The following is a 15,808-nucleotide window of genomic DNA, read 5'->3' on the forward strand; positions in this document are numbered from 1 at the left end:
AATGCTGGAGTGGCTTTTGAATGCAATTTATAACCTAAGGTCTTCTGTTTCCACCACCACCGCCACCTGGACCTTGATTAGTGTTTGCGGTTGTTACTCCGGATTCATTTAGCCAAGTTACGCTGCTTGTAATTTCGAACGCTACTACTTTTGTTCCTCCTGTGTATTCACCATCCGTATACAGTCCGTTCGCTTCACTACCGGTCGAGGTACCTCCCGAGTAGAGGGTGTAAGAACCGCCGTCCTTCAGATCCGGTGAACTAATCACCACCGTTTGATAGCTCTTCGAAGGAGCAAAGGTCAGGATCGAGTTACCTTCGCTGTCCTCTAGATGAACCAATGTTCCAGCCTCCTGGGTCTGAGGGAAAGTCATGCTGACTGCATGTTGGCTAGAGGTGTCAGACGGTGCTTGTGCCATGCCCGAACTTCCCGCAGCCACCAAAGTTCCTCCACTCTGTTCAAAGCTACCGTCGAAATCAAGTGCACCGTTACCGCTATTGGTAGGTCCATTAACAATAACCGTGCCACCCGACATTGTGATGGAGCCGTTCGAATCCAGCCCGTCACCTGAAGCATCAACCGTTAGTGTTCCTCCACTTATCGTTAGCATATTGCTAGCAGAATCGCTGAATTGATCCTGCTCCTGAGGGCCGCCGCCTACAGTCGCCTCATCGTTACCTCCTGCTACATTCACTCCATCATCAGAAGCAACCACATGAGCTTCGCCACCGGAAATCTCGATGTTTGCTCCTTCAATCCCTTCGTAGCTCTTCGTAATATCAATTTTGCCACCGGATATCGCCACCAAGGCATCCGCATGAATTCCATCGTCGCCAGTTTTGATGTTGAATTCTCCATCAGCTATAGCAATGTTACTGTTGCTGTGCACTGCATCATCAGCAGAATCGATGGTAAAGGTTCCGTTGTTTACGCTAATATCTCCTCCAGCCTTCAAGCCTTTAGTACTTGGTGTTTCCGATTCTGTAGCTGTTGCCGTTGTTGTCGTTGTTGATGCTTCCGTTGTTGGTATCTCCGGTTTTGTTTCTGGCATCGTCTCTGGTTTGGTTTCAGATGTTGAGGTTCCTGTTGTTCCTGTGGTTCCTGGTGCTTGATCCCCTGTTCCCTGACCTCGGCCACCTCTCATGCCCATACCTTGCCCTTGATCACCTGTTTTCACTTCACCCTTCTCGTTGCCCCCACCCGTAACTAAGGTGTATGTTCCGCCATCTATTACAAGTGAAGTCTCAGCTTGAATTCCATCATTACCAGCCGTAATATCAAATGTTCCTGCTGCTATTGCTATGAAGCCTTTGTCCGTCTCAGTATCGTTGGTTGATTTCATTCCATCGCCTTCTGCTGTTATGCTGATATTTCCGTCTTGTACACCGACAAGATCTTTACCTACAATCCCGTCATCGGCAGCCTTAATTTCAATAGTGCCACCCATAATTTTCAGATCGTCCTTGCTCGTAATTCCGTCATTATAGTTAGCGGAAACAGACAGCTTCCCGGTCCCATTAATCGTTAAATCCGCTTTACTGAAGATAGCCGCACTCGGTTCATCTGTAGTTTCATCGGCATACACGTAAGTTGCTCCATCAGATACGGAGTTCTCCGTCCCGTCTTCCAAGGTAATGATCACTTTCCCCGCTTCTTTAATATCAATTGCTGCACTATCGCTGTTCGTGATGTTCACACCGTTCAGTACCAAGTGCACAGTACCTTCATCCTGATTATTAACTACAATCTGTCCATCACTCAACTTACCAGACAGCACATAAGTTCCTGCTGCAGTAATTGTCACTGAGCCATCCTTGGACTCAGCCCCGGTGCCGTCAACAAGCGCACTTGTTCCAGCCAAAGCAATTTCCGTCGATTGGTCAGCCGTCCAAGTTGTATTAGAATCCTCTTCATCGAACGTCACCAGATCGGACAATTTGGCGCTTGCCAGTTGTACTCCCGTGGCAGCCCCGTTCTGAGTTATCGTTGTTCCCGAGGCTGCTACTGTACCCGCCGCCGCTTCAGACTGTGTTGTTGTGGCATTGGTACTGCAAGCCGACATAAGTAATGCACACAATAGCAAGATTCCTACTTTACTTCCGGTTATATATTTATCCATTTTTCATCCATCCTTTCGTTATCTTAATAGTCATTAGCAGTTGGAGTCATGGTCAGAGACAGGTCTAAATTACCGTTCCGGGTACGAATCGCATCCAAAAATTCCTTCTGGTTCACAGCCTCACCCAGCGTTACAGCGTAGACCAGTTCATATAAACTGCCAAGCTCAGTCGTTCTAATCTTTTTAAGCTCATACCCAACGTTATATTTATTGAATACTTCAGCGAAGGCTTCCTCATATCCCAGACTCTCCGGGATGGTTACCTTTAATGTTTTTTGCGACGTTGTTCTTACACCAAAGTTAGTCCGGTTAAGGATAAACATAAGGGCGCATAGGATAAGGGTGAACAAGACTGCATATCCAAAGGAACCCACTCCACAGGCAAGTCCAGAAGCCATGGTGAACAGAACAAATGTGATATCCTTCGGATCGCCCGGCGCACTTCTAAAGCGAATGATGGAGAACGCCCCGGCAAGACTGAAAGCTCTGGCAACATTACTTCCGATAAGCAAAATGATGATGGCCACAATTACGGGCAGCAGTACCATAGTTAGTGTGAAGCTTTGCGAATAGCCGCTTGCATTGGTCTTCATATAGGTGTAGCTAATGATCCCGCCAAGAGCAATAGCTATAAAAATAGTTAGCAGTGCGTTGGTAAACGTTAACTCTGTACTAGTTGCTACGGTAAATAATGAATCAAGCATAGAGGGCACTCTCCCGTTCTGTTTTACTGTTCTTCAGCATTTTTTTATATTCGTTGCCGTACTTGGAGAAGCTTGTACGGTACATTTGATGCTCTGAAAGCATTTTGGCCAGCCAGACCGGAATCGTGTTCTCAGCCTTTACTTCCATAAGCCACTGCCCCGGCTCCAGCAAGGGTTCGCCATGAACACCGTGCTCCATCTTCAGATCGTACCGGCGGCTGCGAATATTTGTATCGAATGTTATTCTTAGATCGCGATTGTTTTTACAGAACAACGCTTTTCGGTCATAAGACAGATACACCTTGGGCTGCAAATCATAGCGTGTCAGAAAATATTTGATCTCTTCAATCACCTGTTTATTCATGTAATCCTTGAATTCCGGTTCCATACCGGTGGCCACAAAATCATAAGCCTCGTTTAATTTGAGCGACGTTCTTCTTTTATTAACAAGACCAAATACCTTCTTCTTGATTTCCAGATACACCTTCGTATCTTGATTTGGAACACCGTAAGCTCTTAAACGAAGCTTCTCTTTGTACTTGGGCTTCGCAAGACTGTTACGAATCAGGGTGTTGTGCTCCGTGTCATAATATAAGTTGGTTATGGAGTAAAACTCATGTTGCTTGTTGAAATCGTCTAGTTCCATGTATTCAAGCAATTGGTTATAAAATTTATAGTAGGCTTCGTTGTCCAACAAATATTTGTTCTCATAACGGTTGAATACCTCAATCGCCATATGTGATCAATCCTTTCTGTTTATCGTTGTCTCGTGTGCTTATGAATGTATCTTAGATCCCAAACCTTTAATGAATCTTAAATGGTTTTACAAATTATTGATTATCTTTTACATTCCCTTAATAGTTGGAGAAGACCGCTGACGACTTTAACAGGTGTACATCGTAACTGCGGTGATGTTGGACTTCCGGCCGCTGTTGTCTGCAGATTTCTTGATTTCAAACTGCTGTTCGCAGTCACTTCTATCTCAACCTTCATTAAGGTTCAATAAAGGTAATCCTGATATAATGACCTCAATAACAAATACTGGTTCTATGTAGGGGATGGCAAAACCATGAGAATATTAATAGTAGAAGACGAGCTTCATCTCGCTGAAGCCTTAACTCAAATATTAAAAAAACATAATTATTCGGTGGATGCAGTCCATGACGGCAGGTCGGGTCTGGATTACGCACTGAGTGGAATCTATGATTTGCTGCTGCTCGACATCATGCTGCCTGAGATGGATGGGGTCAGCGTCCTCAAGACGCTGCGGAAAAAGGGGATACCCACTCCCGTTATCCTGCTTACCGCAAAGGGTGAAATTACAGATATGGTCACTGGGCTGGACTATGGAGCTGACGATTATATCGCCAAACCTTTTTCCTCGGAGATCTTATTGGCAAGAATAAGGGCTGTACTAAGACGTAAAGGCGAGGTGATACCAGATGATGCTTTAAAGTTCGGGGATATTGAACTGAATACATCCAATCTGAAACTTACCGTGGGTGGCAAAGAGATCAAGCTCAATCTAAAGGAATGCGAGCTATTGGAGCTTCTGATCTTGAGGAAACAAGCTGTAACCTCCAAAGAACAAATTATTGAGAAGCTGTGGGGCTTTGATTCAGATGCTGAGCACAATAATGTAGAGGTGTATATTTCTTTTTTGAGAAAAAAACTGACCTTCTTAAATTCGACCGTACGCATTAGTACGATCAGAAACGTAGGGTATGTATTAGAGGTGACGACCTGATGTTCACAAAGCTCAGAAATCGGTTTCTTATTGTTAACTTAGTCACCATCTCGGTGATCATGCTTGTGGCCTTCATCTCCATATATGTAATTACGTACCGAGATGTCCAAAACGATATTCAGATGGATCTTCACAGAATCATGGAAAACTACAAGTCTCCCGGTGGTGACACAGGACGATTAGGCAATACCAAAGGGGGAGCCACGTTACCACGTGTGGATAATAAACGTACGGATAACGGAACACCTCCTCCAGAACGCTCAATCTCATTTATGCTAAAAATAGATACAGCGTCGAACCTTACGGGGAAAGATTCTAAATTTACTATGGACGATGAATTTTATAATACGGCTCTGCAAGAAGCACTAAGCGCCGGTAAAGATACCGGAAGGTTCACCTTGGATAGCAGCAAATGGATCTTCAACATCCAGCATACGAATGATGGGGCGATGCTTGTATTTCTGGACATCACTGCAGAGCAAAAAATCCTCACCAATCTAATCTATACCTTCTCTGTAGTTGGCTCAGTGATGCTGATTATCTTGTACTTCGCTAGCCGCTTTTTTGCTAATCGTTCAATTGCGCCGGTAAAGGAGGCTTTTGAGAAACAGAAACAATTTATTGCGGATGCTTCCCATGAGTTAAAGACGCCGTTGACCATTATTAACACCAATGCGGATGTTCTCCTGTCCAACAGTGATGACACCATTCACAATCAGTCCAAGTGGCTGCACTATATCAAGTCGGAAACAGAAAGAATGACCAGCCTGACCAATGATCTGCTGTACCTGACCGAGATGGACGATTCCAGATCGAGAATGATTTATTCGAAATTCAATCTGAGCGACGTGGTTGAAAATATCATTTTAACGATGGAAGCTGTAATCTTTGAGAAGCATATCTTCCTTGAATATGACATCGAGCCTGATCTGACAGTGCTAGGCAATAGTGAACAGATCAAACAAGTGATTATGATCCTCTTGGACAATGCTGTAAAATATTCGAACCCTAAAGGTTCAGTCACCTTATCCCTTAAAAAACAACATAATGACATGGTGTTAGCGGTCACCAATACGGGGGAGGGCATTGCGCCGGAGCACTTAGCGAGCATCTTTGACCGATTCTACCGTACAAATGCTTCCCGGGCGCGTAAACAAGGGGGATATGGCCTAGGGCTGGCGATTGCCAAATCGATTATTGAACAGCATAAGGGAAAAATTTATGCCAAAAGTTTTGTCGGCGAGTCCACCACGTTTTACGTACATCTTTCATAACTACAAGTAAAAAAGACTCAAACCCTGTTATCTCTAAGGTTTGAGTCTTTTTATTTACTTTACACTTCGCCCCAATAAATTTCGGTCTTATAATCAAAAAATACTTGCCCACCCTGGTTATTTCGTTCGAAAATATTCCGCAGCTCAGCCATCATATTCTCATAGCTTAGATCTCCGGGGACCGGAGTGTAGGAAGACGATCGAAGACGACCGCTTAAGCCCTCCAAATCAAATACCTGCTGATTGCTAAAATGCGCTACTTGCATCTGTCCTTTCTTGAAAAAGGAACTAAGAATCTCAGGGGTAATGTTCTTATGATTAACTTGAGTGTAGTTCGTCCCGAAGGTCTGCAGCAGCTGCTCATATTCCTCCAGAAATGGGGTACCGTAAGTAAGCCGGGAATTCCATATCAGAATAACTTTTCCACCCGGTTTTAGAATCCGCTTGAATTCCAATTGCGTTGCGTCCCTATCAAACCAGTGAAACGCTTGGGCGCATACGATAAAGTTCATGGACTGGTCGGATAATTCTGTATGTTCAGCAGACCCCGGCGATACAGAGAAATGGTTATCCTTTGCGAAATTCTCTTCCGCAGCTCTACGCATTTCCGGATTGGGTTCAACGGCAGTCACACGACTCCCGCGCTCCAGAAGTAATGCTGAGAAGATTCCTGTTCCTGCACCAATATCAGCAATATCACAATTGGGTTGGAGCCCAATAGTATTGTACAAATAATCAATGGCTTCTCCAGGATAGCTCGGCCGATATTTTACATACGAATCCACCCGATTAGAAAATATTTCTTTGCTATTCATCCTTCGTCTCCTCCTAGGCGCTCAGGTTCATATTCACTTAATTTACCTTGGTAAACCAATCGCAGCCGATCACTTTGGCGAAAATCATCCGGAGTAACGAGTGCGGGCAGCTTATTCCATAACTTAATGCCCGACCGCTCTAGAATTTCCGCTACAAATTGCGAACAAAAATAAGAGTTGCTGAATTCGACAGGCTCCTTCAGGGCAATGCCAATTACGCCGAGAATATTATAGAGATACTTTTGACGGCTTCGGATAAAGACTTGCAAGACCCGCTCCATTTTCTCCACTTCGCGGGCTGTAACTTGAAGTTCATATAGGACACATGTTGTATTTGGATATTTGCTAAACGTACCTGTCTTAATATCCTCCTTCACAAACCCTCCATTCAGGGGGTTGCTCGGATGCTTTCTGCCAAAGCTATACAGCTCGGAAAGCTCCCGATTAAAGGAGATCGAGGCATGATTATAGGGTGCTTTTGTATAGCCTTGAATGAGCTTCGTAAAAAGCGTCCCGGTATTCGTCAGTAATATAAAGACCGATGGATCTGCTGCCATTTACAATTTTCCCCTTATCAAGTTTGAGCGTTTCCTTCATAATAACATATGAACCCATTAATGGAATCTACTCTAGGACAAGTTGGTGATCAATTATCGACCGCTCTTTATTAACTATAATTCTTATCTTTGCGGCCTTATCGGCCATTCACTTGATGTATGTAGTTATAGGGAAGCTACAGCCAAATAAGGATTATACGGGCATTGGCTTTCGTATCAAGACGTGGTGGGGAATGCTTTTTATCTTTTGCCTAGCTACCCTATTTAATCCCGTCGTCTCTCTGCTGTCTCTCATGGTGCTCTGCTTCTTTGCACTGAAAGAGTATTTCTCTATGATGAAATCACGAAAATCGGACCGCAGGCTATTTCTGTGGGCTTACTTATCCATCCCGTTGCAGTTCTACTGGATTTATATCGAGTGGTACGGAATGTTTATTGTCTTCATCCCGGTTTATGTATTCTTGCTCCTACCGCTGCCCAGAATGATTAATAAGGGCACGGTTGGTTTTATGCGTAGTGTCAGCTCCACCCAATGGGGGCTTATGCTGATGGTATTCGGACTTAGCCACTTGGCCTACTTTCAATTTGCTACACCGGAGTATGGAGCGGGGCTTGTGCTTTTTCTAGTAGTGCTAACGCAGCTCAATGATGTGGTCCACTATCTCGCATCACTTTATGTAGGGAAGCGGAAAATAGTTCCCACCGCCAATCCGTATTTGACTTGGGAGGGTTTCGCTTTCGCATTTGTCATCACAACAGGAGTTTCCTATCTAATCTATCCCTACCTGACGCCGCTCAACCCAATCTTCGGGTTACTGTCAGGCATGTTGATCAGCTTGAGCGGCTTCTTTGGCAGTTTAACGGTTTCCGTGTTAAAGCGGGATCTGCTAATCGGCGATGGCGATAAATTCGTGGCATTGAAGCAAAGCCATTTAAGCCGGATCGATAGCTTGACCTACACTTCACCGGTCTTTTTTCATGTCATTCGTTATTTTTTCGACTTCATGTAGATCATCTGATGGGAAGCTTGAATCAGCCCCTCCATGAATGATTATGCAGTATCTTCACCATTTGTTCTTGCTGGCTGGCGAACTGCTTATATCGATGTCCGTTGGCGCCCGAGGGGTGGGGAAATCCCCATAAGCAGCGTTGTTTATCAAGCTCACCTGCGGACACAAGGAGTTGAAGTATACTTTCCACTGTTTTTCCTAAGGGAATAATTAAGGCCCGGCTCAGTATGTTCAGCTCCTCACGCAAGGAAGATAATGCCTGCGCCCTGAGGAATGAATTTGAAAGTAGCTTGGGCTGGGCCCCACTATAATTTTTCTTATCCACGAACACGGGAAAATGTAATAAAGAGCTGGTGTGCAGGATCGTCTGCTGCTGCTGAAATAGTTCTTCACAAGAGGTTAGGTTCAAGTGTTGATGCAGTTTAAGTGTATCTAACATATGAATTAACGTGTTCCGCATGGAGCCTGCGAATCTCGCCGCTTCCTTCGCTGTCCTACATACCTCTTCATCTGACAAACCAGCCTCCAGACCTATGATCGCTTCTTGTATCGCTATGCCCATTTGTGTGAACCCGGGCGTTAACCCTATAATGATCACCTTAGCAGAAGGATTAATGTACTCATTATGGGGGGCATAATACATTTCCACCTTGCCATTACGCTCCATTAGAAGCTTATCCACCTGCAGATCCTGTTTAGTTAGCACTGTACCCTTCGGGAGTGAGAGGATCGCCGATTTATACTGTTGCAGATAGGTAGAGAGGAGCATATCATCTGCCTCACAGGTCTCTATTTGTTATCGAACCACTCACCAGTCGGCCTTCGTACCAGACGGCTTGGCGCTGCGCTCTTCGGGCTACTGCTTCAGCCGAACAGCTGGCATGCAGCAGCACAAAGCTAGCAGTGTCGCCAACCTTTGGCCATACCTGCTCGCCTTTTGGATCAAGGGGTGTTAATCCTCCTGTTATAAATCTGAGAGATTGAGATAATGCCAATTCATCATTGCAGCCGTACAACTCCGCGTAACGCCCTGCCTTCTCCAGTTGATCTCCATTTCCAAAAGGGGACCAGTGATCGGTAAGGCTATCTGTTGCCAGCTTCACTTTTACCCCTTGGCTGTGCAGCATCGGAAGTGGCATCATCATTCTTCCAATAGGCACTGTGGATGCAATAGTCATACCCAGTGATGCCATCCGTTTAGCTACCTCTTCTGCCTCTTGCTGCTGAGCTCCTGCGAACCAGAACGCATGACTGACCGTGACCTTTCCTTGCAAGCCAGCTTCTTCCGTCAGATCAGCTAACCGCGTCAGTGTTTTCTTTCCCGCTTCTTTTCCATCATGTAAATGAATATCAATGCCGGCATTACTCATCACTGCTAATTCCACCATCGTCTGAAGTGACTTCTCGATATCTCCATCCACCGTATAAGGATCTACTCCGCCTACAAAGGTTGCTCCCTCTGCGAGAGACTGTTTTACCAGCTGTACAGAATCCGAGCGCAGCAGGCCATGTTGCGGAAACGCCACAATTTCAGATGAAATTTTACCCGCGAATGCATTTAATGCTTGTACAGTCGCTTCTAATCGTTGCAAGCCGCTGACAGGCTCAATATTGCAATGGCTGCGCACATGTGTGGCACCAAACCCCTGAATAAGCGTCAGGATGCTCTCTGCTTGTTGTCTCGCCATGGGCAGCAGCTTAGGCAATAATACCTTCTCTTCCTCAATCCGTTCGAAAACACTGGACGCAGGCTTTACCGCTCTCCAAGGTCCATCGAAATATGTTTTATCTAAATGGATATGTGCTTCTTCGAAAGAAGGCAGCATCAACAACTCTTTACAGTCGTATTTCGGGAGCTGGCTCTGAAGCTCGATGTCTGCTCCAACAACTTCTGAAATCTTATCCCCGTCAATGCGGAGATGACAAACCTTCGTATTCGTACCCGCTACTTGCCCATCCTTAATAACATAACCTTGTTCTAATCTTATATTGGTTAACCAATAAGAAGCATTCAACATGCTACCCCATCCTTTTCTCAACAATTTATATAGGTACGGACCGCTTTACTCTAAATGTTACCATAGCCCTTGCCATATAAAAAATGATTGAGAAATTTCAATAGCTACAGATCAATCTGACCCCTATGTTTGACTCTGGATCTAGCTTCTCTACTATAACTAACTTCCTTGTTCAGCAGTTCATCCATCCGCAGACACTTCAGACCCTTTTTATCCATTTCTTTTAAGACTTCTTCTAATCCAGTGATCATATTCAAGGGCGCTTCTTCATCTGCCCACGGTGTATCTCCGCTGTCGTGTAGAACAATGATTGAGCCTGGTTTTATTTTTTTTATTAAGGCATCCTTTAATTGTTCTGCACTCAGTGACGCTTTCCAATCTCCGACCATAACAGACCACAATACGATTCGATAAGATTCTCTTAGCAAAAAGAAATCCCCTAGATTGAGAAGCCCCCAAGGTGGGCGGTAAAAGATAGGCCGCTCTCCTGTAATTCGCTCAACAATGTCTGCTGTGCGATCTACTTGCTTCCGTCTATTGGTCCAGGGGAACTGGATCCAGTTGGGTGTATGAGTATAATTATGAATGCCGATTTGGTGCCCTTCTCTGTGCATACGCTCGATCAGTTCCGGATATTTCTGCGCTTTTTTGCCCAATACGAAGAAGGTCGCCTTTATGCCATGCTCTTTTAATAGATCTAGAAGTTCAGGTGTATAACAAGGATCCGGACCGTCATCGAACGTAAACGCAATTTCTTTCTCTGCACCTACCTCCGAGTGAACCCCCCATCCCAATATTCGGGTAAGCGCAAAAGGAACGATCATATAAAGAACAATCACATCCACTGCTAAAATTATGAAGGCCCACATTAGGAAGCCGCCTCTGTCTTACGCGGGGCAAACCGCGCTTTCAAGGACTGCTTGCTAAGCACAAGCATCATGGGAGATAACTTCTCTGTGCTGTCCTCTACACGATGTTTCCCTTCCGGATGCAGCATGCGAAGTAAAAAACGAAGGTATATCCCGAACCAGTGCCGCTGCCATTTGGACTTGATAGGACGCTGCTCAAACCCTATTCCATGAATAATCCCCCGGTGAAGCAGTGTAATCCCGGTTAGCGCGTTTACTTTGCTTAGTTCCGGATTGCTGTCTAGATCACGACTGATCTCCTTCATAGCCTCGCGAAGCATGCGTGCCGTACGAATTCCGGCCCGATCTGCGCCAAGCGTACGTGTCAGCTGCACAATCTGGCGATTGTCCAAATGAAGCTCACCCACCCAATCTCCCGGAAGTATCCGTTGCCCATCTTGGCAGACCAAACTTTCTCCGTGATATTTCAACACTACCAACTTACATATCCCATATCTACGCACGGACTGACTACGAAATTTGGTGATGACAGCAAATATGTTCTCCCACATCATCCAAAGGGATTGTGAGAATAATTTTATAAATGGAACTGAGGTTACCATCATTTTTCCTTCTTTCCTGTTTAAATTTATCTTCTAGCAAAATCCTTCACTAAACGCCGCGTATACCTGCCGATCATCTTTACCAGACTGTTCCCGAGATAAGCACCTATCCATAGAGACACTGCACCTAACAACATGAAGAAAAGTGAGATGTTGAATGTTTTATTTTCAATCCCAAATAGCGATATAGAGGACACATCTAATAAATACAGGACAGGTGACAACAAGAGAATAATAGGGGTCAAGTAAAAAAGAGTGGCACAAATGAGACTGACCATGCCGATTCCAAACTGCAACATCAACCCTAAAATCGCTCTCCAGTTATGTTCATCCAGAAACTCTGCCTTAACCCTTTCCCACAAGCTGCCTTCTTCTTGAGATCGGGTTGGAAGCGTGCGAACCGAGATATCCGTATAGACTTTAGTTCGAATTCGCTCATGCTGTAAAAAAGTCTCGGTAGAACGCAAAACATAATAAAGGATCGGGATCCCCACTAAGGTGAAGGACATCGAAACTCCAAAGGTAATGCCCACCAAATAAAAACAAAAGTAAAATAGCCCTGTGGCAAAAGTAATTAATAAGAAACAAAAATTCCTCACATGTTTTCGGATTATTTGATTCATGTTTTTCTCTCCCTCTCTGCAATAAAAATTGTTCATTTCTAAGTAACTCCTATGCTAGTGCTTTTGGTGTAAAATCGACCAGTGCCATAATGTCATATGACAAAAAAAACACCCTACTGCCTACTCCCACAAGGGAAAGCAAACAATAAGGTGCTCATCAATTTCAAATACTTCGGTCAGGATTAATCCGAAATGCCAAAAGCCTTCTCGACTGCCTCCTCACGGTTTCGTACCCCGAGCTTGGCATAGATGGTGGACGCGTAATTCCTCACCGTTCCATCGGACAGATATAGTTTAGCGGCAATAGTTTTATAACGCATTCCCTTCGAGAGGCATTCTAGAATCTCCAGCTCACGCGGAGTCAGTCCATATTCATTACTCTTCTCTGTCGGTGGCGCCTCTGAAGCTGGATGCATCTCATAGTGATCAATTAATACATTCGTAATATCGGGTGTAATCATCTTTACGCCCCGATGTACGAGACGTATTCCTTCGAACAGCTCCTGCGGCTCGGTAGACTTTAACAAGTAGCCATCTGCCCCGTTTTGCAGTGCTTCGACTGCCATATCTGCTTCTTGAAAAGTAGTCAGGATCAACACTCGTACCCCTGGCCACTTTTGCTTAATAAGCTTGGTCGCTTCCGCACCGTCCATGCCCGGCATATTTAAGTCCATCAGCACCACGTGAGGTTGTTCCTGCTCGCAGAAGCTTATCGCTTGTTCACCATTCTCAGCTAACCCATTGATCACAAAATCCGGCTCCTGCTCTAGAATAATTCGCAGACTATCCCGGATATAGGGTTGATCATCTACCAGCAATAAACGAATCGTTTCCTCCTGTATCTCTTCAAGCCTTGGTAAACTGCAGGTCACTAAGGTCCCTTCCCCTGGCTTAGAGTAGAAATACACTTGTCCTTGCAAGTTGGAGGCACGCTCCTTCATCGCATTCACACCAAATCCTGCTTTTAAATCTTCAGTGCCTAATCCATTATCCTGCACATCCAGCCGAATCAGCTTCTCTTCATAATGTAAGCTGATGACAATTTCACTGGCTTGACCATGACGTACAGCGTTGGTTATCGACTCCTGCAAACATCTGTATAATGTCATTTGGGCCTGCTTAGATACTGTATACGGCTCTCCGAATGTTCTTAAGCGAATCTTAACCTTGGAGAAGGTCTGGAAATCATCCACTAATTTCTGCAGGGACTGCATTAGCGTCAATGAATCCTCCGAAGCGCCCACATGGTGCAAATATCGCCGAACATCATCCAAGCCATTGCGGGTTAACTTTAACAAGGCATCTATTTTGTGCTCCCCTTCAGAAGTATTCACCTCCGAACGTAAAGTCTCTAGCCCCATAATAATTGAAGTATAAGAATGCCCCACCGTATCATGCAGATCTTTGGATAAACGATCTCGTTCTTCCAGAAGTGTCATACGTTCAACTTGCGAGATGTACTGCTCTAAAACAGCATTTTGCTCCTTAATAATTCTGCCCTGCTTGTGATTCACCACCAGTAAATGAAAAGCGAACCCAAGCGTATACACCAAACCCATGTTAACAATCATCGATACAGCATCCATTTGTTGTGACAATCTAGATAACATAATTGGAATCAAAATGACCGTGATCAGAGCTGTCCAACGATAGGACTTCTGTGCACTATTGCTGGCGATCATAAAAGCGATAGGCAGAAAAGTTACGTACGATTCAGGAAACAAAGCAGCCAAATATAAACAAAGCCCACCCGAAAAAAGGATCTCCGCTATCAGATAATACTTGTAATGCAGCTGCAAACAAAACCAAGGCACAGAAAAAGAGACCACGCCCCAAACAAACGCGATCCAGAAAGGAATCGTAAAATCCTCCGAAAGATAACACATGGTGACCAAAAAAGAAGTAGAAAAACAAATCCGAAACAGGAGGACGAGCCAATCGTACCAGAACCACTGTTTGACCAGATTAAACAAGGCATTTCCCCCTATATACTCTGCTGACTTAATCTTTATTATAGTGTAACCCCTTAAGGGCTCACTAGTTACAAAAAGTCATGAGTTGAGATGACATTTTTACTAATGGTGTAATTAGTGAATAGGTACCCTTGTATACTTAGCATTAACGTAAAAAAGATGCCAACCCATTTAGGGAGGCATCCTTGATCAATCATATTCTTTAATACCAAGACTTAAAACTTAATTCTTGAAAATCCTTTGTCTGTCTTTACATATCCCACGCTATTCCCCACATAATTGAAATTAAAATCATCCTTCAGCCTGAAAGTATAATCTACTGCGAGCGTTTTAGGATTTAAAATATATGTTGCAGAACCAGGAAAGCTAAGCTCAATATTACCATCCTGTAATTGATACAACGAAACAAAAAATTCCGTCTCATCTTGTAGGGCTACTGACTTAACCAATCCTTTTACATTATATAAGGACAGCTTCCCATTGGCATAAATCCCATATACCTCTCCCAGGGATGATATGACAGCATTACCTGCGACATCTCTACCCCACAGCAATTTACCTTTAGAGTCAAAACCAAATAGTCGGTTCCCTGTTTTGGGAAGATTAGCCCGAATTAGTACGGTTCCATCGGTGAGCACCTCGTTGTAATCGACTTCTGTATACGAATCCGCAGGCAACTGGTATGTAAATACTGAATTTAGCGAAGAATCAAGAGCCTGGATTCGCGAGCCTTTCCCACTTCCGTAATTTGTTTGAATGAGGATACGATTCCCTTTCCCTGCTACCGTCCCTTTGTAAGTTACGTTTTTTATTTTAGTTCCATTTTTATTAATTAAGGTTAGGGACCCAGAATAATTACCGGAACCATCAAACTGTCCTCGGGATGCAAAGACTAAATTGCCGTTATCAAGTCTATACAAGTATCCCTCTGCTTGAGATAAATTCACCTTCCATCTCCGTTTCCCGTCAGCTCCCACCGCGTAGATTTGAGTTGCGTCAGGAGAAAGATTATCTGTAAAAGTTATGTATACCGTTCCATCTGGTGACACTAAATATTCTTTGGATTCACGAAACATCGATGTACCAGGGTCTGCAAAATTAACCGACCACTTCAGCTTTCCAGTCTGTGTGTCATATGATTTCAGCGTATCCACTAACCATATCTTAGTTTGAGTAGCATGCTCTTCTTTGGTGTGTAGATACACTGTGTTTAATTTAGTAACCTCCATAGGATTGCCTTCCACACTCTCCAGCTCTCCCACAACATTCAGCTGACTCCATTGGGCATTCGGTAATTTGGTTACTGCTGCTGCAGCTTCTACAGTGCCAGAGGTCACCGTACTTGTAGTCATCAACAAGAGAGCAACCAACCCTGTAAATATTCCTTTTTTCAAAAATATCAACCTTTCTTTCCATATATAGTATGTATTCTGTTACTTTACTACCTTTTCTAAGGGACAACAAGATTATATTAAGCAGCTTTTTAAATCAAGACAC

15 protein-coding genes are annotated in these 15,808 nt (G+C 44.2%); 3 read left to right on the forward strand and 12 right to left on the reverse strand.

The features are described from left to right. Positions 1–34 precede the first annotated feature (34 nt). The 3 genes from NSQ55_RS29500 to NSQ55_RS29510 are packed head-to-tail and all read right to left on the reverse strand — an operon-like array spanning position 35 to position 3,559. Positions 35–2,119, reverse strand: coding sequence for a carbohydrate-binding domain-containing protein (locus NSQ55_RS29500; protein ID WP_076181838.1), 2,085 nt, complete (start codon positions 2,117–2,119; stop codon positions 35–37). Positions 2,120–2,142: 23 nt separating this feature from the next. Beyond that, a complete protein-coding gene (locus NSQ55_RS29505) occupies positions 2,143–2,823 on the reverse strand; it encodes a DUF4956 domain-containing protein (RefSeq protein WP_076132792.1) in 681 nt (226 codons plus the stop codon). Then, positions 2,816–3,559, reverse strand: coding sequence for a polyphosphate polymerase domain-containing protein (locus tag NSQ55_RS29510; protein WP_076105108.1), 744 nt, complete (start codon positions 3,557–3,559; stop codon positions 2,816–2,818). The genes NSQ55_RS29505 and NSQ55_RS29510 overlap by 8 nt, the downstream gene beginning before the upstream one ends. Before the next feature lie 333 nt (positions 3,560–3,892). Here NSQ55_RS29510 and NSQ55_RS29515 point away from each other — a divergent pair, with 333 nt between their 5' ends. Beyond that, on the forward strand, positions 3,893–4,570 hold the full coding sequence (locus tag NSQ55_RS29515; protein ID WP_076099753.1) for a response regulator transcription factor: 678 nt from the start codon (positions 3,893–3,895) through the stop codon (positions 4,568–4,570). Continuing rightward, positions 4,570–5,844, forward strand: a complete 1,275-nt coding sequence (locus NSQ55_RS29520) for a HAMP domain-containing sensor histidine kinase (RefSeq protein WP_339170499.1) — start codon at positions 4,570–4,572, stop codon at positions 5,842–5,844. The genes NSQ55_RS29515 and NSQ55_RS29520 overlap by 1 nt, the downstream gene beginning before the upstream one ends. 59 nt (positions 5,845–5,903) lie before the next feature. Here the strand turns inward: NSQ55_RS29520 and NSQ55_RS29525 are convergent, their stop codons facing one another. Both NSQ55_RS29525 and NSQ55_RS29530 read right to left on the reverse strand, forming a co-directional pair. Further along, positions 5,904–6,659, reverse strand: a complete 756-nt coding sequence (locus NSQ55_RS29525; protein WP_339170500.1) for a class I SAM-dependent methyltransferase — start codon at positions 6,657–6,659, stop codon at positions 5,904–5,906. Then, on the reverse strand, positions 6,656–7,216 hold the full coding sequence (locus NSQ55_RS29530) for a hypothetical protein (RefSeq protein WP_036682293.1): 561 nt from the start codon (positions 7,214–7,216) through the stop codon (positions 6,656–6,658). The genes NSQ55_RS29525 and NSQ55_RS29530 overlap by 4 nt, the downstream gene beginning before the upstream one ends. 95 nt (positions 7,217–7,311) lie before the next feature. On the opposite strand from NSQ55_RS29530, the gene NSQ55_RS29535 reads away from it, so the two are divergent. After that, a complete protein-coding gene (locus NSQ55_RS29535; RefSeq protein WP_076132799.1) occupies positions 7,312–8,226 on the forward strand; it encodes a phosphatidate cytidylyltransferase in 915 nt (304 codons plus the stop codon). A gap of 22 nt (positions 8,227–8,248) precedes the next feature. Here the strand turns inward: NSQ55_RS29535 and NSQ55_RS29540 are convergent, their stop codons facing one another. The 7 genes from NSQ55_RS29540 to NSQ55_RS29570 all read right to left on the reverse strand — a co-directional run bounded on the left by NSQ55_RS29540 (position 8,249) and on the right by NSQ55_RS29570 (position 15,705). Next, positions 8,249–8,932 (reverse strand): uracil-DNA glycosylase family protein, encoded by a 684-nt coding sequence (locus NSQ55_RS29540; RefSeq protein WP_248548908.1) that lies wholly within the window; start codon positions 8,930–8,932, stop codon positions 8,249–8,251. A 73-nt stretch (positions 8,933–9,005) separates the two neighbouring features. Then, positions 9,006–10,244, reverse strand: a complete 1,239-nt coding sequence (locus NSQ55_RS29545; protein ID WP_339170505.1) for an amidohydrolase — start codon at positions 10,242–10,244, stop codon at positions 9,006–9,008. 104 nt (positions 10,245–10,348) lie between these two features. Further along, on the reverse strand, positions 10,349–11,113 hold the full coding sequence (locus tag NSQ55_RS29550) for a polysaccharide deacetylase family protein (protein ID WP_076132805.1): 765 nt from the start codon (positions 11,111–11,113) through the stop codon (positions 10,349–10,351). Next, positions 11,113–11,718, reverse strand: a complete 606-nt coding sequence (locus NSQ55_RS29555) for a polysaccharide deacetylase (protein ID WP_254847726.1) — start codon at positions 11,716–11,718, stop codon at positions 11,113–11,115. Before NSQ55_RS29555 ends, NSQ55_RS29550 begins: the two co-directional genes overlap by 1 nt. A gap of 23 nt (positions 11,719–11,741) precedes the next feature. Then, a complete protein-coding gene (locus tag NSQ55_RS29560) occupies positions 11,742–12,338 on the reverse strand; it encodes a sensor domain-containing protein (protein WP_076124185.1) in 597 nt (198 codons plus the stop codon). A gap of 182 nt (positions 12,339–12,520) precedes the next feature. Further along, positions 12,521–14,311 carry a hybrid sensor histidine kinase/response regulator transcription factor gene (locus NSQ55_RS29565; RefSeq protein ID WP_339170509.1) on the reverse strand — a complete coding sequence of 597 codons (1,791 nt, stop codon included), beginning with the start codon at positions 14,309–14,311 and terminating at the stop codon, positions 12,521–12,523. A 215-nt stretch (positions 14,312–14,526) separates the two neighbouring features. Then, complete coding sequence (locus tag NSQ55_RS29570; protein WP_339170511.1) at positions 14,527–15,705, reverse strand: hypothetical protein; 1,179 nt, start codon at positions 15,703–15,705, stop codon at positions 14,527–14,529. Positions 15,706–15,808: the final 103 nt, after the last annotated feature.

It is taken from the genome of Paenibacillus sp. FSL H7-0943 (genome assembly GCF_037963265.1).
In the GTDB taxonomy this organism is placed as follows: domain Bacteria; phylum Bacillota; class Bacilli; order Paenibacillales; family Paenibacillaceae; genus Paenibacillus_AQ; species Paenibacillus_AQ odorifer.